The 24,619-nt window shown below is 45.8% G+C and carries 21 protein-coding genes; 15 read left to right on the top strand and 6 right to left on the bottom strand.

The window, feature by feature from the left end; genetic code table 11:
• Positions 1 to 7: 7 nt before the first annotated feature.
• The 13 genes from murD (at position 8) to SPL68_RS11670 (ending at position 17,226) form a co-directional block, all read left to right on the top strand.
• Complete coding sequence (gene murD, locus SPL68_RS11730; protein WP_323815338.1) at positions 8 to 1,351, top strand: UDP-N-acetylmuramoyl-L-alanine--D-glutamate ligase; 1,344 nt, start codon at positions 8 to 10, stop codon at positions 1,349 to 1,351.
• The gene (gene ftsW / locus SPL68_RS11725) at positions 1,344 to 2,543 is read left to right on the top strand and encodes a putative lipid II flippase FtsW (protein ID WP_323815337.1); all 1,200 of its coding nucleotides are present in this window, start codon (positions 1,344 to 1,346) and stop codon (positions 2,541 to 2,543) included. The genes murD and ftsW overlap by 8 nt, the downstream gene beginning before the upstream one ends.
• Positions 2,540 to 3,646 carry an undecaprenyldiphospho-muramoylpentapeptide beta-N-acetylglucosaminyltransferase gene (murG, locus tag SPL68_RS11720; RefSeq protein WP_323815336.1) on the top strand — a complete coding sequence of 369 codons (1,107 nt, stop codon included), beginning with the start codon at positions 2,540 to 2,542 and terminating at the stop codon, positions 3,644 to 3,646. Before ftsW ends, murG begins: the two co-directional genes overlap by 4 nt.
• 37 nt (positions 3,647 to 3,683) lie before the next feature.
• Complete coding sequence (gene murC / locus SPL68_RS11715) at positions 3,684 to 5,072, top strand: UDP-N-acetylmuramate--L-alanine ligase (protein ID WP_323815384.1); 1,389 nt, start codon at positions 3,684 to 3,686, stop codon at positions 5,070 to 5,072.
• A gap of 13 nt (positions 5,073 to 5,085) precedes the next feature.
• Positions 5,086 to 6,057 carry a D-alanine--D-alanine ligase gene (locus tag SPL68_RS11710; protein WP_323815335.1) on the top strand — a complete coding sequence of 324 codons (972 nt, stop codon included), beginning with the start codon at positions 5,086 to 5,088 and terminating at the stop codon, positions 6,055 to 6,057.
• A 30-nt stretch (positions 6,058 to 6,087) separates the two neighbouring features.
• The gene (locus SPL68_RS11705; protein WP_323815334.1) at positions 6,088 to 7,194 is read left to right on the top strand and encodes a cell division protein FtsQ/DivIB; all 1,107 of its coding nucleotides are present in this window, start codon (positions 6,088 to 6,090) and stop codon (positions 7,192 to 7,194) included.
• A gap of 60 nt (positions 7,195 to 7,254) precedes the next feature.
• Positions 7,255 to 8,493, top strand: a complete 1,239-nt coding sequence (gene ftsA / locus SPL68_RS11700) for a cell division protein FtsA (protein ID WP_323815333.1) — start codon at positions 7,255 to 7,257, stop codon at positions 8,491 to 8,493.
• A gap of 51 nt (positions 8,494 to 8,544) precedes the next feature.
• Positions 8,545 to 9,726 (top strand): cell division protein FtsZ, encoded by a 1,182-nt coding sequence (gene ftsZ / locus SPL68_RS11695; RefSeq protein ID WP_323815332.1) that lies wholly within the window; start codon positions 8,545 to 8,547, stop codon positions 9,724 to 9,726.
• Between the two features lie 132 nt (positions 9,727 to 9,858).
• Positions 9,859 to 10,770 (top strand): UDP-3-O-acyl-N-acetylglucosamine deacetylase, encoded by a 912-nt coding sequence (gene lpxC / locus SPL68_RS11690; protein ID WP_323815331.1) that lies wholly within the window; start codon positions 9,859 to 9,861, stop codon positions 10,768 to 10,770.
• A gap of 334 nt (positions 10,771 to 11,104) precedes the next feature.
• On the top strand, positions 11,105 to 12,034 hold the full coding sequence (locus tag SPL68_RS11685) for a M23 family metallopeptidase (protein ID WP_323815330.1): 930 nt from the start codon (positions 11,105 to 11,107) through the stop codon (positions 12,032 to 12,034).
• A 157-nt stretch (positions 12,035 to 12,191) separates the two neighbouring features.
• A complete protein-coding gene (gene secA, locus SPL68_RS11680) occupies positions 12,192 to 14,939 on the top strand; it encodes a preprotein translocase subunit SecA (RefSeq protein ID WP_323815329.1) in 2,748 nt (915 codons plus the stop codon).
• 94 nt (positions 14,940 to 15,033) lie between these two features.
• Entirely contained in the window at positions 15,034 to 16,254 is a 1,221-nt protein-coding gene (gene argJ, locus SPL68_RS11675) for a bifunctional glutamate N-acetyltransferase/amino-acid acetyltransferase ArgJ (RefSeq protein WP_323815328.1), read from the top strand.
• Between the two features lie 18 nt (positions 16,255 to 16,272).
• Positions 16,273 to 17,226, top strand: coding sequence for a Nudix family hydrolase (locus tag SPL68_RS11670; protein ID WP_323815327.1), 954 nt, complete (start codon positions 16,273 to 16,275; stop codon positions 17,224 to 17,226).
• 19 nt (positions 17,227 to 17,245) lie between these two features.
• Here the strand turns inward: SPL68_RS11670 and yacG are convergent, their stop codons facing one another.
• The 5 genes from yacG to pilB are packed head-to-tail and all read right to left on the bottom strand — an operon-like array spanning position 17,246 to position 22,014.
• On the bottom strand, positions 17,246 to 17,458 hold the full coding sequence (yacG, locus tag SPL68_RS11665; protein ID WP_323815326.1) for a DNA gyrase inhibitor YacG: 213 nt from the start codon (positions 17,456 to 17,458) through the stop codon (positions 17,246 to 17,248).
• Between the two features lie 7 nt (positions 17,459 to 17,465).
• Positions 17,466 to 18,083 (bottom strand): dephospho-CoA kinase, encoded by a 618-nt coding sequence (gene coaE / locus SPL68_RS11660; RefSeq protein ID WP_323815325.1) that lies wholly within the window; start codon positions 18,081 to 18,083, stop codon positions 17,466 to 17,468.
• Positions 18,084 to 18,093: 10 nt separating this feature from the next.
• Positions 18,094 to 18,990, bottom strand: coding sequence for a prepilin peptidase (locus SPL68_RS11655; protein WP_416377426.1), 897 nt, complete (start codon positions 18,988 to 18,990; stop codon positions 18,094 to 18,096).
• A 2-nt stretch (positions 18,991 to 18,992) separates the two neighbouring features.
• Positions 18,993 to 20,279, bottom strand: a complete 1,287-nt coding sequence (locus SPL68_RS11650; RefSeq protein WP_323815324.1) for a type II secretion system F family protein — start codon at positions 20,277 to 20,279, stop codon at positions 18,993 to 18,995.
• Between the two features lie 4 nt (positions 20,280 to 20,283).
• On the bottom strand, positions 20,284 to 22,014 hold the full coding sequence (pilB, locus tag SPL68_RS11645) for a type IV-A pilus assembly ATPase PilB (RefSeq protein ID WP_323815323.1): 1,731 nt from the start codon (positions 22,012 to 22,014) through the stop codon (positions 20,284 to 20,286).
• A gap of 308 nt (positions 22,015 to 22,322) precedes the next feature.
• On the opposite strand from pilB, the gene SPL68_RS11640 reads away from it, so the two are divergent.
• Together SPL68_RS11640 and SPL68_RS11635 are read left to right on the top strand one after the other, a co-directional pair.
• Entirely contained in the window at positions 22,323 to 22,820 is a 498-nt protein-coding gene (locus tag SPL68_RS11640) for a pilin (RefSeq protein WP_323815322.1), read from the top strand.
• Positions 22,821 to 22,888: 68 nt separating this feature from the next.
• A complete protein-coding gene (locus SPL68_RS11635; RefSeq protein WP_323815321.1) occupies positions 22,889 to 23,569 on the top strand; it encodes a hypothetical protein in 681 nt (226 codons plus the stop codon).
• Positions 23,570 to 23,616: 47 nt separating this feature from the next.
• Here the strand turns inward: SPL68_RS11635 and nadC are convergent, their stop codons facing one another.
• Complete coding sequence (gene nadC / locus SPL68_RS11630; protein ID WP_323815320.1) at positions 23,617 to 24,477, bottom strand: carboxylating nicotinate-nucleotide diphosphorylase; 861 nt, start codon at positions 24,475 to 24,477, stop codon at positions 23,617 to 23,619.
• Positions 24,478 to 24,619: the final 142 nt, after the last annotated feature.

The raw sequence follows: 24,619 nt of genomic DNA, 5'->3' as shown, positions 1-24,619 counted from the left end.
GAGCCAAATGATTGCGACCAGTATAGTTAAGGCGATTATCGGTACCGGTATTACCGGGTTGTCGGTAGCACGCTTTTTGGCCGCACAAGGTCAGGCTTTTGTGCTCATGGATACACGAACAAATCCTCCCAATCTTGCGCAAGTACAAAAAGAATTTCCTGGTGTTGCGGTTGTTTGCGGTGAGCTAGATTTACAAACTTTGCTTGCGTGCGATGAAATTATCGTCAGCCCTGGTGTTGCTATTGCAATCTCTGCAATTGATCAAGCCAAAGCGGCGGGCATTCCTGTTGTTGGCGATATCGAATTATTTGTGCGCGCAGCCAAAGCGCCAATTATTGCTATCACTGGTTCAAATGCAAAAAGCACCGTCACTACCTTGGTTGGCGAGATGGCAAAAGCAGCAGGAATTAATGTGGCTGTCGGCGGCAACTTGGGCACTCCGGCATTGGAGCTACTTAATGACGCGGTAGAGCTTTATGTAATGGAGCTTTCCAGTTTTCAGTTGGAAACTGTTACCAAGTTAAATGCAAAAGTGGCGACCATTTTGAATATCAGTGCGGATCATCTTGATCGTTACGAAAATATGCGTGCCTATATTCTCGCTAAGTTGCGTGTGTATTTTGGTGCTGAAAACATTGTTGTAAATCGCAAAGATGTACTGACTCATCCTCCTTTTGCTGCTGGTGTTAAGCCCGTGTATTTCGGCGGTAATGCAGACTTTGGCAGTTTTGGTGTGATGGAACATGAAGGGGTAGAGTATCTCGCTAAAAATCTTACTCCGTTAATGCCGAGCAGTGAGTTAAAAATTCGCGGACGCCACAATGTTGATAATGCTCTCGCTGCACTTGCATTAGGTGACGCTGCCGGCATACCAATGAATGCCATGCTCGATACCTTAAAAAGTTTTAAGGGTTTGAAACACCGTTGTGAATTTGTTGCCAGCAAAAATGGTGTGGAATTTTACAACGATTCAAAAGGCACAAATATTGGTGCAACTTTGGCTGCAATTCAGGGCTTGGCGCGCGACCCGCAGCAGCTAATCGTTATTCTTGGCGGCGAAGGTAAAGGCCAGGACTTTACCGAGCTTGCTCCAGCGCTTAAATCCATTAATAGTCAAGTCGTACTAATTGGTCGCGATGCGCCATTAATTGAAGCAGCATTAGTCGATGTAACTAAAATCACTCATGCCAGCAGTATGCAGGATGCAGTTAGCACAGCTTTGGCTTTGGCAAACTCAGGTGATGCAGTATTACTTTCACCCGCATGTGCCAGCTTCGATATGTTTAAAAACTACGAAGATCGCGGCGATAAATTTTGCCTCGCCGTGCAGGAGTTAATTTCCCATGATTAACGCCACCGCACATTCCAACCAACTGCCGTTGAGTCAGCGCATTGACTGGCTGCTGTTGTGTTTGTGGTTTGCGCTCATGTCAGTTGGTTTGATTATGGTGGCATCCGCCTCTGTATCTTTTGCGGCACTTACCTATAACGACGCTTGGTATTTTGCCAAGCGCCATGCTGTCTATATGTTGCTGGGTATGGTCTTGGCTGTGGTTGTCGCCGGTGTGCCCATGAGTGTGTGGCAACGTTATTCAGGACATTTTTTGCTGCTGACATTTTTCTTGCTGGTAATTGTATTGATTCCCGGTATTGGTAAAAAAGTAAACGGTAGCCAGCGCTGGTTTAGCCTTGGCGTCATATCAATTCAAGTCTCGGAGATCGCTAAATTTTGTGCAGTGGTATTTTTTGCCAGTTTTTTTGCTCGCCGTTATCAGGAATTACATTTCGGTTGGCAAGGTTTTCTTAAACCCTTAATGGTAGTTGGCGTGTTTGTTGGCTTGTTATTGTTGGAGCCAGACTTCGGTAGTTCGGTTGTATTGAGTGCGACCGTGTTTGCGATGATGTTTATTGCCGGTGTGCGCATGCTGCACTTTTTATTGTTGATTGTGATTGGCGTCGGCGGTTTGGCTGCTGTGGCGATTCTTTCTCCTTACCGTATGCAACGCTTGATTACTTTTCTCGATCCTTGGGCGGATCAGTTCAATACCGGTTACCAGCTTACCCAATCATTGATTGGCTTTGGTCGCGGCGAGTGGATGGGGTTGGGATTGGGCAATAGTTTGCAAAAGCTGTTCTTTTTGCCAGAAGCTCATACCGATTTTATTTTCGCGATTATCGCAGAAGAGTTTGGTTTGATTGGCGCTATCGTTTTGCTGGGATTATTTGCCGCGTTGATTTTGCGCATCTTCAATGTCGCCAAACAAAATCTTGCGGCAGGAAAAATGTTTGCCGCTCTGGCAACCTTCGGCATAGCGATTTTGTTTTCGTTTCAAGTCTTTATCAACATGGGGGTCTCCTCCGGGTTGTTACCAACTAAAGGTCTGACGCTACCGTTTATCAGTTATGGTGGTTCCAGTTTGCTGATGTGCTGTGTGTTGATGGCGTTTGTTATGCGCGTGCAATGGGAGCTGGCTGGCTTTACCCCTGCTGTACCTGAGGTTGCTAAGGCTCCGCGCAGAAGTTTGCTGGAGGCTGCCGTATGAATACGCCCTCTGCAAAAAAACTGTCAGTACTTATCATGGCGGGCGGCACTGGTGGACATGTGTTTCCTGCGTTGGCGGTTGCCGATGAATTGCGCGCGCGCGGTGCGACCATTAATTGGTTAGGTACTGGGCGCGGAATTGAAAATCGCTTGGTGCCTGCGGTAAATATTCCGCTACATCTTATTAAAGTTGAAGGCGTACGCGGGCGCGGAATACTCGGTTTGGCAAAAGCGCCTTTTCTTATTTCTTATGCTGTATCACAAGCTATCAGCATTATTCGTCAAATCAATCCCGATGTGGTTTTAGGCTTTGGCGGCTTTGCTTCTGGTCCTGGTGGGTTGGCCGCAAAACTGTTGGGCAAACCTTTGGTGATTCATGAACAAAATGCTGTTGCAGGTACAACCAATCGCTTGTTGGCAAAAGTCGCCAACAAAGTACTTTCAGCATTTCCCGATTCATTTAAAGACGCTACTTCAGTGCAAGTTGTAGGCAACCCCGTACGTGAACAAATTAAAAATCTTGCATCTGTACAGGAGCGTTACACCACTCGTTCGCAGCAAAATGCACCTCTGCAATTATTAATTGTTGGCGGAAGTCTTGGTGCAAAAGCGATCAATGAACTGCTTCCTGTCGCATTAAGTGAATTGCCCGTTGCATCGCGCCCAAGTGTTTGGCATCAAACTGGTAAAGGGCATGCCGAAGCTACTACTTCTTTATATATGCAGCATCAAGTCAATGCCAAAGTCACGGAGTTTATTGATGACATGGCCGCTGCTTATGCATGGGCAGATATTGTTGTATGCCGTGCTGGTGCGCTGACTGTTTCTGAATTAATGATGGCGGGTGTGGCGGCGATATTAATTCCGTTGCCAAGTGCGATTGATGATCATCAATCCTTCAATGCAAAAAATTTAACTGATGCTGGTGCGGGTATCGCATTGGTTCAAAAAGATTTAACGGCAGCCAAAATGGCTGCTTTGTTGTTAACCGAACTGGCTGACCGCAATCATTTGTTGTCGATGGCGGAAAAAGCACGGCAATTGGCTAAACCCAATGCTGCTGCGCAAGTAGCTGATATTTGTGAGGAGATTGTCCGTGGATAAAACTGCGCAGACATCTATAAATCATTGCGTACCGGAAATGCGCCGCATTCGCCGTATCCATTTCATTGGAATTGGCGGCGCGGGCATGAGTGGTATCGCCGAAGTGTTATTGAATCAGGGATATGAAATTTCTGGCTCGGATATTAAAGAGTCTAGTGTCACCGAACGATTGGTGGCAAAAGGTGTGACTGTGTTTATCGGGCATTCTGCTGACAATATTCGCGGTGCCGATGTAGTCGTGAACTCCAGTGCGGTTAATGCCAACAACCCGGAGATGTTAGGTGCGCGCGAATTGCGTATTCCGATTGTGCGCCGTGCGGAAATGTTAGGTGAGTTGATGCGTTATCGCCACGGCATTGCGGTTGCGGGCACTCACGGTAAAACCACCACTACCAGTTTGTTGGCATCAATACTTGCTGCCGCAAAACAAGATCCGACTTTTATTATCGGCGGTCTGGTAAATAGCACGGGCACCAATGCACAGTTAGGCGCGAGCCGTTATTTGGTTGCCGAGGCTGACGAGAGCGATGCTTCGTTTTTACATTTGCAGCCGATGGTTGCGATTGTCACCAATATCGATGCCGATCATATGGAAACCTATGGCGGCGACTTTTCCAAACTGAAAAAAACCTTTATCGAATTTTTGCACAACCTGCCGTTTTATGGCTTGGCTGTGCTCTGCGGTGAAGATCCGGTTATCCGCGACATCATCCCTGAAATTTCGCGCCCGATTTTGACCTATGGTTTTGGCGAGCATTGCGACTTCCGCGCTGTCAATATCAAGCAAGACAAAATGCATTCCGAGTTTGATGTGTTGCGTCCGGGGCACGATAAGCCTTTGCATATTCGTATCAATATACCTGGCATTCACAATGTCCTGAATGCAACGGCTGTTATTGCTGTTGCAACCGATGAAGGCATTAGTGACGAAGCGATTCAATCCGGCCTTGAAAACTTCCAAGGTGTTGGCCGCCGCTTCCAGGTCTACGGTAATTTTCCGGTGGGTGATGGTGAAGCGATGTTGGTTGATGATTACGGTCATCATCCACGCGAAGTGGCTGCTGTTATTAAAGCCGTACGCGATGGTTGGCCAGAGCGCCGTTTGGTCATGATTTATCAACCGCACAGATACACTCGCACACGCGATCTTTATGAGGATTTTGTCGAAGTACTTTCGACTGCCGATGCCTTGATTATGTTGGAAGTCTATAGCGCAGGAGAAGATGCAATTCCCGGCGCAGATAGTCGCCATCTTTGCCGCAGTATTCGTGCGCGCGGTCAAATAGAGCCGATTTTTGTTGAAACCGTCGATGGTGTTCCCGCAATCGTAAAAGATTTGGTACGCGCAGGTGACATAGTAATTACTCAGGGCGCAGGTAATGTTGGCGTGCTCTCTCCTGAATTAGCAAAAAGACAATTGCGTTAGAGGTTATCAAGTGATGCAAGCAGTAACACTGCCGATTAGTGAAACACTGAAACAACAAATAGGTCGCGTAGGCGTACTTTTTGGTGGCTTGTCGGCTGAGCGTGAAATTTCCCTGCAAAGTGGTGCGGCAGTTATTGCGGCACTGGAAGAAGCAGGTGTTGATCATGTCGCAATAGATGTGGGCGATAACATCATTGCAGATATTCAAGCCGCAAAAATTGATCGCGCATTTCTTATTTTGCACGGCCCCGGTGGCGAAGATGGTCGCATTCAAGCGCTGCTGGAATTTTTAGGTATTCCTTATACCGGTAGCGATGTGGCGTCATCAGCATTGGCGATGGATAAATTACGCACCAAACAATTGTGGCGCGGTGTGGATATTAATGGCGTGCAAGGTTTATCGACACCTGACTTTGCTGTGCTTACACAAACTTCAGATTTTGCTGCTGTGCTGGAAAAACTGGGTGGCGATGTAATGGTGAAGCCAGCTAATGAAGGCTCCAGCATTGGTATGTCGCGAGTGAATACTGCGGCTGATTTGGAAGCTGCTTTCAATAAAGCGAGTCAGTATCAAGGCAGCGTTTTGGTTGAACGGTTAATTGTGGGTGGCGAATACACTGTTGGCATTCTCGATGGCGAAGCGCTGCCACCAATCAAACTGGAAACCAACCATAGTTTTTACGACTTCAATGCGAAATATATTGCGGACGACACTCGCTACCTTTGTCCTTGTGGTTTGTCGGCAGAAAAAGAGCAGGAATTAAAAATACTCGCACTCAATGCGTTTAAGGCAGTGGGTTGCCGCGGCTGGGGGCGAGTAGATGTGATGGCAGATGCTGAGCAAAATTTTTATCTGTTAGAGGTGAATACTGCACCGGGCATGACCAGTCACAGTTTGGTTCCAATGGCTGCAAAAGCAGTAGGGCTGTCATTTGCAGAGCTGGTGTTAACTGTGTTGCGCGCAAGTCTCACGGTGAAAGTGTAATTGCTATGACTAACGGCGGCGTTAAACACCATGCGTGATATGAAAGGTGATCGCATAGAGCCGCGCATCGGCAAACAAAAACTGGATGTCGATGCAACAAAACCTGTGCGAGCCAAGCGAGCAGAAGAAAACACACGGGGTTTCCGTGGAGAGTCGTCATCTGAGCCACGAGTAGTGCGCGATGTGTTAATGGAAGAACCATCTTCGCGTTATATCGCACCTGATTTGCCTGTTGCCCGGCAAGAAAGAGCGACGAAGCGCGAACGTGGTTATACCAAGGCATCACCCCAAGGGCGTAGATCCGGTGAAACTCGACAAAAAAATACGTCTTCAGGGAAGCGATTTTGGCCAGCATGGAGTTTTTCTTGGGTAAATCGCAAGTTGGGTGCAGCAGTTTTTGTTGTCGGTTTGGCAGTTGGCATTTATTGGATCAGCGAGCCAGTTGCCAAAGTATTTGAACGACCGATTAAAAGTGTTGTGGTGGAGGGTGATTTCAATTTCATTTCCAAGCAGCGTGCAACTGAGCTAATCGGAAATGAAATTAACGGCGATTTTTTGCAGTTGGATCTCATGCAATTAAAAAATGCGCTGCTGGACGACCCTTGGGTAGAAAAGGTGACGCTTAATCGCCGTTGGCCGGATACCTTGGTGGTAAAAATTGCTGAGCAAAAACCAATTGCCAGATGGGGGGACGGTTTTTTAAATCAGCGCGGCGAAATTGTTTTAATTGACGATGCAAGCCAACTTTCCGGCTTACCTTGGTTGCAAGGAAGTGAAGCAGATGCGCCGGAAATTTTGCAGCAATATCAGGATTTATCCCAGCTTTTACGCTCGCGCGGGTTGGAAGTGCTCGCATTAAAGTGCGATAACAAAAAATCTTGGCGATTAACGATAAAAAATCATGTAGAAATTGCACTTGGACGTGATCAAGTGATGGAAAAAATGCGTAGATTTGTTACTGTATACGACACGCACTTGAGTAAAGTTTGGCTTGATGTAAAAGCGATAGATTTAAGATACACAAATGGAGTTGCGGTGCGATGGGTAACAGACTCGGCGATGGCAAAACAGTACATAAAAAGCCAGACGCAAGTACAACTACCTGCTCCTGCAACTTCGGTAACTCCACACAATTAATTGATAAAGAAAATCGCCAGTTGTCTGAATTGGCAATCGAATGGCAAATGAGGTTTATGAATGGCAAACGTTAACGACAACAAAATGATTGTAGGCCTGGACATAGGCACATCCAAGGTTGTCGCTATCGTTGGTGCAATCACCCCCGAAGGCCAATTGGAAATTGTCGGTATTGGCTCGCATCGTTCCAATGGTTTGAAAAAAGGTGTGGTGGTAAATATTGAATCGACCGTTTTATCGATTCAACGCGCAATTGAAGAAGCGGAATTGATGGCTGGCTGCCAAATTCATTCAGTTTATGCAGGCATTGCAGGTAGTCATATTCGCAGTTTGAATTCACACGGTATTGTGGCGATTCGTGACCGCGAGGTTTTTTCTCAGGATTTGGAGCGTGTGATCGATGCTGCGCAAGCGGTAGCAATCCCGGCAGATCAGAAAATTCTGCATATTTTGCCGCAAGAATTCTTAATCGATGATCAGGATGGTGTTAAAGAACCTTTAGGTATGTCCGGTGTGCGTTTGGAAGCCAAGGTGCATTTGGTGACCTGCGCGGTTAACGCGGCACAAAATATAGAAAAGTGCATACGTCGTTGCGGTTTGGAAGTAGAAGACATCATTCTGGAACAGTTGGCTTCAAGCTATTCGGTTCTGACCGACGACGAAAAAGAGTTGGGTGTGTGTGTAGTCGATATTGGCGGTGGCACAACTGATATCGCTATTTTTAAAGATGGCGCGATTCGCCATACCGGCGTAATTCCAATTGCAGGTGACCAGGTAACTAACGATATAGCCATGGCATTGCGCACACCAACTCCGAACGCTGAAGAAATTAAAATTAAGTACGCCTGCGCACTGGCTAAATTAACCAGCCCTGATGAAACCATCAAAGTACCAAGTGTGGGTGATCGTCAACCACGCGACCTTTCGCGTCAGGCATTGGCTGAAGTTGTTGAGCCGCGTTACGACGAGTTGTTTACGCTGATTCAAGCGGAGCTGCGCCGTAGTGGTTACGAAGATTTAATTGCTGCGGGCATTGTGTTGACCGGGGGCACCTCCAAAATGGAAGGTGTTATTGAGTTGGCAGAGGAGATTTTTCATATGCCAGTCAGGCTCGGTGCGCCCCAAAATATTCGCGGTTTGTCCGACATTGTTAATAACCCTATTTATTCAACCGGTGTCGGCTTGCTGATTTATGCAATGAAACAACAGCAAGGTAGTGGCCGTGCGGCGACCACTACAAAAGAATCGCAAGGGTCGATTTTCAGCAAGATCAAAAAAATGTTTCAGAGCAACTTTTAACCAAATTTATTTTTCACAGATTGAGTCAAGGGAAACAAAAGGGGTGTGGCCATGTTTGAATTAGTCGATAGCATTCATCAAAACGCAGTAATCAAAGTGATCGGTGTTGGTGGTGGCGGCGGAAACGCGGTCAAACACATGATCGCGAGTAAAATTGAAGGCGTAGAATTTATTTGCGCTAACACCGACTCACAGGCATTAAAAGATATTGATGCCCGTACCGTGCTGCAACTCGGTAACTCAATGACCAAAGGTCTGGGTGCTGGTGCAAACCCTGAAGTGGGTCGCCAAGCGGCGATGGAAGATCGCGAGCGTATTGCTGAAGTATTGCGCGGCGCCGATATGGTATTTATCGCTGCCGGTATGGGGGGCGGTACTGGTACTGGTGCAGCGCCAATTGTTGCTGAAGTTGCACGCGACCTTGGAATTTTGACTGTCGCTGTTGTTACTAAACCTTTCCCGTTCGAAGGCCGGAAGCGCATGGTAATCGCAGAAGCGGGCATTAAAGAACTGAGCGAGCGCGTTGATTCTTTGATTACTATCCCGAACGAAAAACTGCTGTCGGTATTGGGTAAAACCACCAGTTTGCTCGATGCATTCAAAGCAGCAAATAACGTACTGTTTGGTGCGGTACAAGGCATTGCGGATTTGATTATTCGCCCGGGTATGATCAACGTGGACTTTGCAGACGTTAAAACTGTAATGTCTGAAATGGGTATGGCAATGATGGGTACCGGTCGTTCGACTGGTGAAAATCGTGCGCGTGAAGCCGCTGAGGCCGCAATTCGCAGCCCATTGCTGGAAGATGTAAATCTGCAAGGCGCACGCGGTATTCTGGTGAACATTACAGCAGGTATCGATTTATCTCTGGGTGAATACTCTGAAGTTGGTAACATCATTGAAGAGTTTGCATCGGGTGATGCCACCGTGGTTGTGGGTACTGTAATCGATCCGGAGTTGACCAACGAATTGCGCGTAACTGTAGTTGCAACTGGTTTGGGGGCTGCTGCCCAAATTGCTGCGCCAGTTAAAGAAAGCAAGCCTGCACCAACGAAAGTTGTGGTGGATAACACCCGTCGTGCAGCTGCGCCAGTTGATTACGCAGCACTTGATCGCCCTGCGCATTTGCGTGCCAACGCACATTCATCCAATGCTGCTCTGGCAGCTCCATTGGGCGATAAAGAGTTGGAATATCTGGATATTCCAGCTTTCTTACGTCGTCAAGCAGACTAAATAATTAGCAAGCTAAGTTCTCGCTATAGGGGGGATTGCCAGTATCAACTGGTTGATCCTTCCTGTTGCGAGTAAAATGCCCATGAAATTAAAGCCGAGCCAATGGCGCTTTAACCACTGAGGGCATCTCAAATGATCAAACAGCGTACGCTTAAAAATGCAATTCGTACTACAGGTGTAGGTTTGCACACTGGGGATCAGATTCATCTGACTCTGTTGCCTGCACCTGTTGATACGGGCATAGTATTTCGCCGTGTGGATTTGAGCCCACCGGTAGAGATTAAAGCGACAGCGCACAATGTGGGTGAAACTACGCTCTCCACCTGCCTCATTAAAGATGATGTTCGTGTTTCTACTGTTGAGCACTTAATGTCAGCTATGGCGGGATTGGGTATTGATAACGCGATTGTTGAGTTAAACGCGCCTGAAATTCCGATCATGGATGGCAGCGCCGGTCCCTTTGTGTTTTTGATTCAATCTGCCGGTGTTCAGGAACAGAATGCGCCTAAAAAATTCCTTCGCGTTAAAAAAGAAGTAACCCTGAAAGACGGCGATAAATTTGCCACTTTTACCCCATTTGATGGCTTTAAAGTGTCGTTTTCTATTGAGTTTGATCATCCGGTTTTTAAAGATCGTCGCCCACAAGCCGAACTGGATTTTTCCAGTTCAACCTTTGTTAAAGATATTAGCCGCGCACGCACCTTTGGGTTCATGCATGAGATTGAGTATCTGCGCTCAAAGGGGCTTGCCCGTGGCGGCAGTATGGATAATGCAATTGTTGTGGATCAATATCGGATTCTTAACGAAGATGGCCTGCGTTTTGAGGATGAATTTGTGAGACACAAAGTGCTTGATGCCATTGGTGATTTGTATATGTTGGGCAATAGTCTGCTCTGCGAATACAAGGCTCACAAATCTGGCCATTCACTGAATAATCGCGCATTGCGTTTGTTGCTGGATCAGCCTGATGCGTGGGAATGGGTCACTTTTGATGAAAAACAACAGCTGCCTATTGCCTACATGTCGCCAATTGCGGCGGCTTAATGGGTGGATGTGGCGCGCTCAATTTGTGAACTTTAACCAAATTTCTGCTTGTTAAAACCTTTCTGTTTATGCGATATTCCTTGTATACGTTGATTTATGCGTATTGCAAGGAATCTCCGCGTCACCCAATTTCCTTTGTGAAATTTTTATAAATGGTTGTTTTAAAACACTTTTTACTATCTTTTTAATAAAGGAAAAGTGTTCGCAAAGGATGTCCAACTGCGTCTCGCTGCAAAGCCGGTCGCGATCTGAAAGTCGAAATTTTTAACTAAAAATACCATCGGGTAATGTCCGAACTGAGCGGTTTTTTAACCTATAAAAAGTAGATTTATCGATGAAAATTATTATCGTCAACAAGAATCATGCACAGGCTCGTAGTATCACCCTCGGCGGTTGGACTCGTGCGTTCCTGTCTGTGTGTTTATTGGGAATTCCCACCTTTGTTGGCGCTTGGGGCTATAGCTGGTTGGTATCAGATGAGCGTAGTGGCTTCTTTGATAGTGACACAAAAGCCTGGATGGATATTCTTTCTGCGCGCGAGTCCGAAATGGAGCAGGAGCGTCAGGCATCTGAGGCTCAAATCGCCGCTCTTACCAGCAAGATGGGAGAGCTTCAGGCTCGTTTGATGCGCCTTGATGCGCTTGGCGAAAAGCTTACATCTGCGGCAAATTTAGAACAGGGTGAATTTGATTTTAGTCGAGTCCCCGCTCTCGGTGGGCCATCGCAGTCTGGGCCTGAAAACTTATATGCCACGCCTGACTTTTTTGCGGCTGTGGATCAGCTATCCCAGCAAGTAGACAGCCGTGAGCAGCAGCTTAATACCATAGATGCACTATTGGCGAATCGTAGCCTCCAAGAGGAATCGATGATTTCCGGTGCGCCAGTAGCGAATTCATGGGTCTCATCCCGTTATGGGTACCGTAAAGACCCCTTTACCGGCAAAACTGCGTTTCACTCAGGAATCGATTTCACTGCCCGCCAAGGGAGTAAGGTTAGTACAGTAGCGGCTGGTGTGGTTAACTGGTCTGGCCGTCACCCTGAATACGGCAACATGGTAGAGATCAAGCATGGCGATGGTTTGGTTACTCGTTATGCGCACAACAAATCCAATCTGGTTAAAGCGGGCGATATCGTTAAAAAGGGTCAGGTGATTGCCCTATCGGGATCAACCGGACGTTCGACCGCACCTCATGTTCACTTTGAAGTTTATAAAAATGGCCGGGTAGTCGACCCTGCCAGTTACATTCGTCGCACCAACCGCTAATACACATCCCTTTCACCGACAGCAGATTTCATACTTGCTTTAGTCGGCACCTTCCTATTTACTTGCCAGCCTGCTTTCGGGCTTTTTCAGGTTATGACGCCTGTATTTTCGCTGTGCAAAATGTACTCAGTTTATTGGATTTTTACGGTATAAAAAAATGATTGGTAAGTTAATCAAGGCAGTTTTTGGTTCAAAAAATGAGCGCGAATTAAAGCGTATGCAAAAAGTTGTACAACGTATTAATGCACTTGAACCCGACATGGAAAAGCTCAGTGATGAGCAACTTAAAGCAAAAACAGATGAGTTTCGCGAGCGCTACCAAAAAGGTGAAACGCTCGATCAATTATTACCTGAGGCGTTTGCGACTGTGCGTGAAGCCGGGCGTCGTGTGCTTGGAATGCGCCATTTTGATGTCCAGATGATCGGTGGTATGAGCTTACACGAAGGTCGCATCGCCGAGATGCGTACTGGTGAAGGTAAAACACTGGTGTCGACTCTGCCGAGTTATTTGCATGCTTTGGCAGGCAAGGGTGTTCACGTTGTAACGGTAAATGATTATCTGGCCAGCCGTGATGCCAACTGGATGATGCCTTTATATGAGTTTCTTGGGATGACTGTTGGTGTTATCCAATCCATGCAGCCGCAAGCGGTTAAACGTGCAGCCTACGCTGCCGATGTGACTTACGGCACTAACAATGAATACGGTTTTGATTATTTGCGCGATAACATGGCTTTGAGCAAGCGCGATAAAGTTCAGCGTGAACTTAATTTTGCTGTTGTCGATGAAGTTGACTCGATTCTTATCGATGAAGCGCGTACTCCGTTAATTATTTCCGGCGCGGCAGAAAACAGTGCGGAAATGTATAAGCGTGTGAATCAGCTTGTGCTGAAACTGAAGCGCCAAATTGATAATGGTGAAGATGGTGATCGTCGTGTTGTTTCTGATCCCGGTCACTTTAGTGTCGATGAAAAATCACGTCAGGTTGAATTGACGGAAGATGGTCATCAAAAAGTAGAAGATTTATTAATTCAAGCAGGATTGTTACAGCCTGACCAAAACCTCTACGCTGCGAACAATCTTACGTTGTTGCATCACGTAAATTCTGCGCTACGTGCTCACGCACTCTTCCATCTAAATGTGGAATATATTGTTCAGGAAGGGCAGGTTGTTTTAATTGATGAGCACACTGGGCGTACTATGCCCGGCCGTCGTTTATCAGAAGGTTTGCATCAAGCGATCGAAGCCAAAGAAGGCGTTGCAATTCAAAGCGAAAGCCAAACACTTGCTTCTACTACTTTCCAAAACTATTTCCGTTTGTATCCAACCTTATCGGGGATGACCGGTACAGCTGATACCGAAGCCTACGAATTCCGTGAAATTTATGGCTTGGATGTAGTGGTAATTCCTACCAATAAAACGATTCAACGTATCGACATGAACGATAAAGTATTTTTATCGCTCGAAGAAAAATATCTCGCTATTGTTGAAGATGTAAAAGTATTTCAAGCGAAAAATGCCCCAATTCTGGTGGGTACTGCATCGATTGAAACTTCTGAAGAAATGTCTCGCCGTTTAACGGCGGCAGGAATTAAACATCAAGTACTCAATGCGAAATTCCACCAACAAGAAGCTGAAATTATTGCGCAAGCTGGTCGCCCGGGGACGGTGACTATTGCCACCAACATGGCGGGTCGCGGTACTGATATTGTATTGGGTGGACGTTGGGAGTCAGATATCGCCAAACTGGAAAGCCCGATGCCAGAGCAAATTGAAGCAATTAAGGCTGATTGGAAAGTCCGCCATGAAACAGTTTTGGCTGCTGGCGGTTTGCATATCATCGGTACTGAGCGCCATGAATCGCGTCGTATTGACAACCAGTTGCGCGGTCGTGCAGGTCGTCAAGGTGATCCGGGTTTAACTCGTTTTTATTTATCGCTTGAAGATAATTTGATGCGCATCTTTGCATCTGAGCGTGTGCGTAATTTTATGCAAGCGCTGGGGATGGAAAAGGGCGAGGCGATTGAACATCGCATGGTCAATAACGCGATTGAAAAAGCGCAGCGCAAAGTAGAAGGGCGCAACTTTGATATCCGTAAACAGCTGCTTGAATTTGATGATGTGGCAAATGATCAGCGCCAAATTATTTATCATCAACGCAATGAATTGTTGGATGCAGATTCAATCCGCGACACCATTACCGCAATTCGCGAAGAAGTTGTTGATGACTTGGTGAATGAATTTATTCCGCCGCAAACCATTGAGGATCAGTGGAATATTCCTGGATTAGAAAAGCAAATCGAAAGCGATTTTGGATTGGTGTTGCCGATCGCCAAATGGCTGGAAGAAGATACTCGTCTGCATGAGGAAACCCTGCGTAAGAAAATTCTTGCAGAGATACAAGGTGCCTATGATGCGAAATGCGAGCGTGTCGGCGACATAATGATTGAAATTGAAAAGCAAGTAATGTTGCAGGTGTTGGATAACGCTTGGAAAGAGCATCTTGCTGCTATGGATCATTTGCGTCAGGGCATTAACTTGCGCTCATATGCGCAGAAAAACCCCAAACAAGAATACAAGCGCGAAGCTTTTGAGTTTTTCCAAAACCTGTTGTTTTCCGTTAAGCGTGAAACTATCCATTTGATGGCGCGTGTTGAGCCTATTACCCGAGAGCAAATGGAAGAGATGGAAAATCAGCGCCGCGAAGAGCTTGCTCGTCAAAAAATGCAGCTACGTCATGATGAGTTATCAGCACTGGGGCAGCCTGATAATGCGCCGCAAGCGGCCCAACCTGCGCAAGCTCCCCGTACCCAAGTCGTGCGCGAGGGGCGTAAAGTAGGGCGCAATGATCCATGTCCTTGCGGTTCCGGCAAAAAATACAAAAGCTGTCACGGTGCATTAGAGTAACTTGATCGGCAGAGTTGGAGATCATTATCTGGCTCTGCTATCTCTAATTGCTAATGAGCGGCAGTAAATCTGAAAAACTTCGAGATTTTTTATTATGGCAGTAGGTGAATATCCATTTCCGCAGATGCACCCGGTTAAAGGTGTAAAGTTGACTGCAGTTAGTGCTGGCATCAAAAAAGTAGGTCGTCGCGATGTGGTTTTGTTTGAGCTAGCCGAAGGCAGTAATGTTGCTGGCGTGTTCACTAAAAATGCATTTTGTGCGGCGCCGGTAACTGTGTGTCGAGAGCATCTAGCTACAGCACCTATTCGCTTTTTAGTAATTAATTCGGGTAACGCCAATGCATGTACGGGTGAACAAGGTTTGCTTGATGCCAAAGCAACTTGTGCTGCAATTGCAGAATTAAAAGGCGTTAAACCTGAGCAGGTTTTGCCCTTTTCTACAGGGGTAATTGGTGAGCCGCTGCCTGTTCAAAAAATTGTTGCCGTTATTCCTGAAGCGCTCGAAAAAATAAACGAAAATGGTTGGGATGATGCCGGTGCTGGCATTATGACAACGGATACTCGCCCCAAAGGCTTCAGTCAGCAGTTTGAATATCAAGGCAAAACGATTACTGTAAATGGCATCTCTAAAGGTGCCGGTATGATCAAACCCAATATGGCCACCATGCTGGGATATATCGCAACCGATGCAAAAGTATCGCAGGATTTACTGCAAAAATTATCCCGCGAAGCAGCAGATAAATCATTCAATCGCATCACTATTGATGGTGATACATCCACCAACGACTCATGTATTTTGATGGCGACAGGGCAGGTTGATTTGCCAGAAATTACTGAGCCAAGCGGCGAACTTTACGAAAAACTGCGCGAGACAATTCTCGCTGCGCATATTCATCTGGCCAAAAGTATTGTGAGTGATGGTGAAGGCGCGACCAAGTTTGTCACCGTTGCGGTAACGGGCGGCGCTGATCGTAATGAGTGTTTGGATGTTGCCTACGCAGTAGCACACTCACCGTTAATTAAAACGGCACTTTTTGCTTCAGATCCTAACTGGGGGCGTATTGTTGCCGCTATTGGTTATGCGGGTGTGCCGAATCTGGATGCAACCAAAGTGCGTGTTCATCTGAACGATACGCTGATCGTCGAAGATGGCGGCCGTGCAAAAAGCTACACCGAAGCTCAAGGTCAGGCGGTAATGAGTCAGGCTGATATTGCAATTAATATCAACTTGGGGCGTGGTGATTTTGCTGAGACTGTTTGGACTACCGATCTCTCTTATGAGTATGTGCGCATTAACGCGGACTATCGCTCTTAATTCCTCTCGTTAAAAATCATGACCAAGTTAGTGCATGTTGCTGTCGGCGTTATTGTTAACGCTGATGGTAAAATTCTAATTGCCAAGCGTCCGCTCTCGGCTCATCAAGGTGGTTTGTGGGAATTTCCCGGCGGTAAAGTTGATGCGGATGAAACTATCGAGCAAGCGCTTACGCGCGAATTGCGTGAAGAGCTTGCGATTGACGTGTTGACTAGCGAACCGTTAATTCAGATTCGCCATCATTACCCCGACAAATCTGTATTGCTTGATGTCCGCAAAGTTACGCGTTTTAACGGTGAACCGCGCGGTAACGAAGGTCAGCCGGTACAGTGGGTCGATGCATCAAGATTAAGCGATTTTGAGTTTCCTGCTGCGAATCGCCCCATTATTACCGCAATCAATCTGCCCTCCCGCTATTTAATTACGGGGGAATTTAGTGATGATACTGACTTTTCTGCTCGATTAACTTCCGCGTTAAATGCAGGCGTTGGGGTGGTGCAATTGCGCGTCGAAAATTTCGAGCTAAATCAGCGTCGAGCCTTGTTTGATCGTGCTTTGCTTTTGACGAAACGCGAATCTGTAAGCTTGGTTGTTAATACAAGCGCCGATGAATATTCCAGAATTTGTAAGGCGTATCCCGATGTTAAAATCGGTCTGCATTTAAATGGTAAACATGCAGCGGTTTTAAGGGAGCGCCCTGTCGGACAAAATGTTTTACTGGGTGTTTCTTGCCACAATGAAGCCGAAATCATTCAGGCTCAAAAGCTGGGGGCGGATTACTTATTGATCTCTCCGGTTCTTCCCACTCGCTCACACCCACGCGTAACCCCAATTGGCTGGAGTGCCTTTGCTAACTTGGTTAAATTGGCAAATGTTCCTGTGTATGCCTTGGGTGGTGTTGGTGAAGAGCATATTCATATTGCTCGGGAATGCGGCGCGCAGGGTGTTGCTGGTATCAGTGCTTGGTGGTGAGATTGATATTGGCGTTGCTTTAGCGATGTTCTTCGTCTTCAGAATTGATATCTAAATTATCGCCCGCAATGCGATGATTTTCGCTTGCCCACTCGCCTAAATCTATCAACCGGCAACGATCACTACAAAATGGGCGATGGGGAAAATCATCATTCCACAATACTGTTTTTTTGCAGGTTGGGCATGCGAGTATTACGGGTGATAACTCGGTATTTTGAGTGATTTCATTCATAAATAATTTACTGGTTTGTCTGTGAGTGTGTTTTAGCTAAGGTCAGATACAACTGGTGCAGTTTTTCCACTTGTTCATCCAGTGCAGCAATATTCCCGTTATTAAGAATTATATCATCGGCACGCGCGCAACGTTCTTGCCGTGAAAGCTGCGTTTGCATAATCGCTTTTATTTGATCTGGTTTGTTGTTATCGCGTTGACTTGCTCGTTCGATTTGAAGTTGTTCATCCACATCAATGACCAAGATGCGATCCACCAGCTCAAATTGTTTTGTTTCAAGCAATAAAGGTGAAGCAAGAATCGCGTAGGCGCTGCTAGCATTGGCTAATTGCTGCCGGATACTGGCATTAATAATTGGATGGAGTAGGGATTCTAACCAGGTTTTTTCGGAAGGGTTTGAAAAAATAATCGCGCGTAATTTGCTGCGATTTAGTTCACCCGATGTGTTGAGAATATCCTTTCCAAAATGATCGCTTATTTGTTTCAGTGCAAAGCTATTTGGCTCTACTGCTTCACGCGCAACTATATCTGCATCAACAATCAATATGCCGCGCTCAGCAAAGCGCTTACTGGCCTCGGACTTGCCGCTGCCAATACCGCCGGTAAGTCCGATGATTAAGGGCATATTTTCCTGTTTAGGTAGTGAGAAATAATTTCAGGTAGGATTGATTAATTGTATCGCCCCAGACAAACGCAATCCAACCGGCGATTGCCAAGTAAGGGCCAAAGGGAATAGGAATATTTTTGTCGCGCCCGCGAATAACAATCATGCTGATGCCAATCACTGCGCCCACGAGTGACGACAACAAAATAATTTGTGGCAACATTTGCCAGCCCATCCAGGCACCGAGTGCGGCAAGCAATTTAAAATCGCCATAACCCATACCTTCTTTTCCGGTGAGCAGCTTGAATAACTTGTACACCGACCAGAGCGAGAGATAGCCAGCAATTGCTCCCCATACTGCGCTAGGCAAATCGGTAAAACCATCAAGGCTATTTACGATCAGCCCCAGCCACAAAAGTGGCAAGGTGATGTCATCCGGTAGTAAATAAGTATCTATATCAATCATGGTCAGAGCGATAAGTGACCATGTGAATGCCAGTGCTGCTAGCCCATTCCAGTTGATGCCAACATAGTAAATAACGGCAACAGACAGTAAACCTGTTGCTAATTCTATTATCGGGTAGCGAGCAGAAATGCCTGATTTGCAGCTTGAGCATTTGCCTTTTAATAGCAGATAACTAATAACGGGAATGTTTTCCCATGCTCTAATTTTATGGCCACAGTGAGGGCAAGTAGATGCAGGAATCATTAAATTAAATGGTTCCTGTTGTTTGTCATCTTCGGGAAGAGTGGCGAGATTGCTGTCGCTAGCTATAAATTCACGGCATTGGTTTTGCCAATCGCGCTCCATCATTTTTGGAATGCGATAGATCACCACATTTAAAAAACTGCCAACGAGTAAGCCAAGAACTAAAGTGCAAGCCAAACCTAAAAGCGGGTAGGCTTGCAAAACAGAAATAAAAGTCACGCTTATACAACCGCACCAAGTTGGAAGATAGGAAGATACATTGCGATCATTAGCCCGCCCACCAGAACTCCGAGAACGGACATGATCATTGGCTCAAGCAGTGATGTCAGACTATCGACCATATTGTCTACAGCCTCTTCATAATACACAGCAACTTTGTCCAGCATGGCATCAAGTGCGCCAGATTCTTCACCAATCGCAGACATTTGAATGAGCAAGGTTGGAAATATAGCTTTTGCTTTTAGCGCAGTATTTAACTGAATACCTGTGGATACGTCCTCTCTTACTTTAATAATAGCTTCGGTATAAATTTTATTGCCTGTAGCACCCGCTACAGATGTAAGTGCATCAATAAGTGGAACGCCTGCAGAAAACGTTGTTGCCAAGGTTCTTGCAAATCTTGCCATTACTGATAAATAAATTATCTGACCTATGATTGGAATCTTTAGAGAGTATTTGTCAACCATGTAAGCAAATTTTTCTGAGCGTCGAGTTGCTTCTTTGAAAACAAAAAATGCTGCGATCATTGAAAGAAGAACTATAAACCAGTAGTTCTGAGCTATTTCAGATAAATGGAGTACAAATAGTGTAAACGCAGGAAGGTCTGCACCAAAACTACTAAAGGTTTCTGCAAATTGCGGTACAACTTTCACCAACAAAATACCAGTAACAATTATCGCTACAACTACAACTGCAATCGGGTAGGTCATCGCCTTTTTAATTTTTGCTTTTAATGCTTCGGTTTTCTCTTTATAGGTGGCAATGCGGTCAAGCATGGTTTCCAAAGCACCAGACTGCTCACCTGCATCAACCAAATTACAAAAAAGATCATCAAAATACTTTGGGTGGTCTCGTAAAGAATTTGCAAAGCCGCCGCCTGCTGCAACGCTATCTCTAATTTGCAAAACCATTTTACGTAAATTCGGGTTTTCCAAGCCATCGGCAACAATATCAAATGCCTGTACCAGCGGCACGCCAGCTTTCATCATGGTTGCCATTTGGCGGGAAAAAACAGCAATATCTGCTGGTTTAATTGCTTTGCCGCCTGAGCCGAATAATGGCTTGGCCTTTTTGGAAACAGAACGGGCGGTAATCCCTTGTTTTGCCAGCAGGGTTTTTACAATGGTGGGGCTGCCGCCATTAATTTCGCCCTGGATTTTATTGCCTTTTTTATCCACCCCTTTATATACATAAGTATTAATGGTGGGCGTTTGTTTGGCTCTTGTGGCAGCGGCTTTTGATTTTGTTGCAGTTGCGCTGGTTGATTTCGCAGTAGTTGTTATTGCCATGGAATTAATCCTTGGTGACTCTGTTGGCCTCTTCGAGGCTGGTTAATCCCATTGCGACTTTACGCAATGCGGAGATTCGTAAGTTATTAAAGCCTGCGTCTTTGGCTGCACGAGCAATTTGGAGTGAATTGCCGCCTTCCATTATAAGGTTCGCAATCAGCGGGGTGATGCGAACTACTTCATATACACCTACACGTCCTTTATAACCACCATTGCACTTATCGCAACCAACAGGGTGAAACAGCTGGAATTCTGCGCGCGGAATACCTATTTCGTCAAACCCCTCTTGGGTGAGAATGTCAGCGGGAATATCCGTCGCAGGTTTTTTACAGGTTGTACATAAACGGCGTGCAAGGCGCTGTGCAATAATAAGGCTCACGCTGGTGGCAACGTTAAACGCAGGAACACCCATATTTAATAAACGCGTTAGCGTTTCTGGTGCGGAGTTGGTGTGCAGGGTGGATAACACCAAGTGACCGGTTTGCGATGCTTTAATTGCAATTTCCGCAGTCTCCAAATCACGAATTTCCCCTACCATGATGATGTCCGGGTCTTGGCGGAGAAAGGAGCGTAGCGATTCAGCAAACGTCAGGCCCACTCTTGTGTTCATTTGTACCTGATTAATGCCCTCGAGGTTGATCTCAACCGGGTCTTCTGCTGTCGAGATATTCACTTCAGAGGTATTAAGAATATTAAGGCCGGTATAGAGGGATACCGTTTTACCGCTACCGGTAGGGCCGGTAACCAAAATCATCCCTTGCGATTGTGCAAGCGCATCCAAATACAGTTTTTTCTGGTCGTCCTCATAGCCCAATGCATCAATCCCCAATTTCGCAGAACTTGGGTCAAGAATACGCAGCACGATTTTTTCACCGAACAGCGTTGGCAAGGTATTTACACGGAAATCAATTGCGCGGGTTTTGGATACTTTTAATTTGATGCGCCCATCTTGTGGTAAGCGCCGCTCAGAAATATCCATTTGCGACATTACTTTCAAGCGCGCCGCCATACGCGTAGCCAAATTTACCGGCGGGCGCGACATTTCGGTTAATACGCCGTCGGTACGAAAGCGAATGCGGTAGCTTTTTTCATAAGGCTCAAAGTGAATATCCGACGCACCTATTTTGATTGCGTCGAGCAATACCTTATTAATGTATTTAACAATAGGGGCTTCATCCGCTTCACTACCACTTGCGTCATCCGCTTTGGCATTTGGATCGACTGCTTCAATATCGAGGTCATCCAAGTCACCATCAAGTCCGCCAAGTGCATCGCCCAATGTTTCTTCTTGTGCATTTAAATACTTATCAATTGCGGTTCTAAGCTTATCGGCTTCAACCAATACCGCTTCAGTGTTAATGCCTGTATTGAACTTAATTTCGTCTAGCGCATGTAAATCAGTTGGGTCGGTAACCGCTAGAAATAATCGGTTGCCGCGTTTGGCAATGGGTAAGGTATGGTGTTTGCGAATGAGTTTGTCATCTACCAGTTTTTGGGGAATGCTATCGCTATTTAATGCACTTAAATCAAAAACTGGAGAGCCAAATTCTTCTGAAGCAACGCGCGCAACGGTTCGCGCATCAAGAATGCCGTTGTTTACCAAGTGCTGAGCAAGAGGAATTTTTTCTTTTTTCGCTTGAGTGATCGACTTGCCTGCTAATTCGGCGTCCAACAAGTTGTCGGCTACCAAGCGTCGAGCCAATCCATTTAAAGGTACGGGCGCTGAGTTATTCATTAGTATGACCACGGCTATAAATCAACATAAGTGGATTCAACTTTAGCAGTTTTTTTTGCGTAAGCGATACCTTATTGGTTTTGGATACTTTTGGGCGATACGTGATATTTAATAAGCAGCTTAGGTGCTGACGTAAATTGTCAGTAGTTGCCAGCAACTGGTTGTTTTTTTCGTGGCGAGCAGCAGCAGCGCATCGAAATGTTGTTATAGGGTGTAAGTTATTCGGTACTTTCACCGTGTTGGCACATTGTTTGATTGTAACTATATCGTTGTTACCATCTAACCCTAAACGCTATTGGAGTATTGTTATGAAAAAAGCATTGCAAGCAGGTTTTACTTTGATTGAATTGATGATTGTGGTTGCTATTATTGGTATTTTGGCTGCAGTAGCTTTGCCTGCGTACACCAACTACACCGCAAAATCGAAAATTTCCGAGGTTATTTTGGCTGCCTCTTCTTGCCGTACAAGTGTTACTGATGCGATTCAAAATGCATCGGCTGTTGATGTGTCCACTATTCTTCCGAACGTATGTACAATTGAGCAAACTAAGTACGTAGCTTCTGGTAGTGTTGATGCAAATGGTGTAATTGTTGTTGTTGCGGATGAAGCTAATATTGGTAACACTGCTATCACTGCATCAGCAAATGCAATTCGTTTGGTGCCTTATACCGGTTTGGCGGCTGCAGCTACAGCAATAGTTGGTACAACTGATGGTCAGAAGCAAGTATCAGAGTGGCGTTGTGGTCCAGCTGCCACCAACCCAATGCCAAATCAATTTTTGCCCGGTACTTGTCAAAACCCTTAATTTCGTAATTATGTAAGTTTGCAAAAGGTGAGCTAATAGCTCACCTTTTTCGTTTGGGTTGTGAATATATGATAAGTAGGCTCTTAAAAGAAAAGCTACGGGCATTTGCATACCATTTGCTGTTTAGTTGTTGCCTTGCTGGCTTATTAGGAGTATTGGTTTTTATCTTTTGGTATCCAGATGTGTATCGTATTTTCGGTGCTACTGATGGCTTGTTGTTGTTTATTGGTATTGATTTAGTGCTTGGCCCACTTTTGACATTTGTGGCGTTCAACAGTAAAAAACGAGAACTGAAGCGAGATATTTCAATTATTCTAATGCTCCAGTTGTCGGTGTTTGCATTTGGGTTATGGACTGTTTATGAGGAGCGCCCCTATGTTCAAGTTCTTACCCATAAAAATATCTTGATATATTCCCGTAGTGATTTTCAGAGTTTGGCAGTTAGCCTGCCTGAGTCGATCAAGTTAAGTTATGCTGGGCCATACAAAGTATTCATGTATTTGCCTAAGAGTCTTTCCGAGATTAAATCAATAGAGTTCGTTAGCGAGTTTGTAGAACAAAAGCCATTTGGAGCTAGGGCTGATTTGTATCGTTCATTTTTGCATGGAGAGCAATGGGGGTTGAGTGAGGTTTTGGCAAGATTTGAAAAGGATTCTGTCATGAATTGCTATTGGGTTGATGTAATGTCGAAACACTTTGCTGGTAAAGCATGTATTGATATACATGGAGAGTTGATGGTGGTGGAATAATTTATTTTGATTGGGTGTCAGGATTTGACCCCCATCTTTAAAGGCGATTATTCATTATAAAATCGCATCGACAAATCCACCGCTTTACAATGCTTAGTCAACCCACCAATCGAAATAAAATCCACGCCGGTTTCGGCTGTGGGTACTAGCGTTTCTTCATTGATGTTACCTGACGCTTCCAGCTTTGCTTTTCCGGCGGTGATTGCTACGGCTTTTTTCATGTCGTCAATACTGAAGTTGTCGAGCATGATGATGTCGGCATTCGCGGCTAGTGCTTGTTCCAGTTCGGCGAAACTTTCAACTTCAACTTCTACTGGCTTGCCGGGTGCAATTTTATGTGCGGCGGCAATCGCGTTGGCGATTCCACCGCAGGCGGCTATGTGGTTTTCTTTGATTAAAAAGGCGTCGTAAAGACCGATGCGGTGGTTGTGACAGCCGCCGCAGGCGACGGCGTATTTCTGTGCGCTGCGCAGCCCGGGGATGGTTTTGCGGGTGTCGAGCAGCTTTACTTGTGTGTGGGCAACCTGTTGGGCGTAGTGATGGCTGATGGTTGCCGTGCCAGATAGTGTCTGTACAAAATTCAGCGCGACGCGCTCACCGGTGAGCAGACTGCGGGCATTTCCTTTCAGGGTAAATAGAAGGCTGTTGGCGGGAGCTGCTTGCCCATCCTCTATATGCCAAGTGATTTCTACACTTGCATCCAGCTGCTTAAAAATCTCCTCTACCCAGGCTTGGCCGCAGAAAATGCAATCTTCGCGAGTGATGATGCGCGCTTCAGCGGTTTGATCTGCCGGAATGAGTTGAGCGGTGATATCACCTGTGCCTATGTCCTCGGCTAAAGCCAAGGCTACGTTTTTGGTTATGTCGTCAGATAGCTGAGGTAGATTTTTACTGAATAGCTGGTTCATGAGATATGTCGAATTATTAAACAGTTTTGGGTTTAAAACAGGCGGTTTTGGCGCTGTTTTCTTTGACTAATTCCAAAAAGCACTTAAAAAGTCATAAATTTGGCTGTTGGTTATAGCCTTTTGTGATATTGCTCTCGATCTT

Source organism: Cellvibrio chitinivorans (genome assembly GCF_035117775.1).
In the GTDB taxonomy this organism is placed as follows: domain Bacteria; phylum Pseudomonadota; class Gammaproteobacteria; order Pseudomonadales; family Cellvibrionaceae; genus Cellvibrio; species Cellvibrio chitinivorans.
The sequence above is the reverse complement of the archived record's forward strand: the minus strand, read 5'-3'. Positions and strand labels throughout refer to the sequence as shown.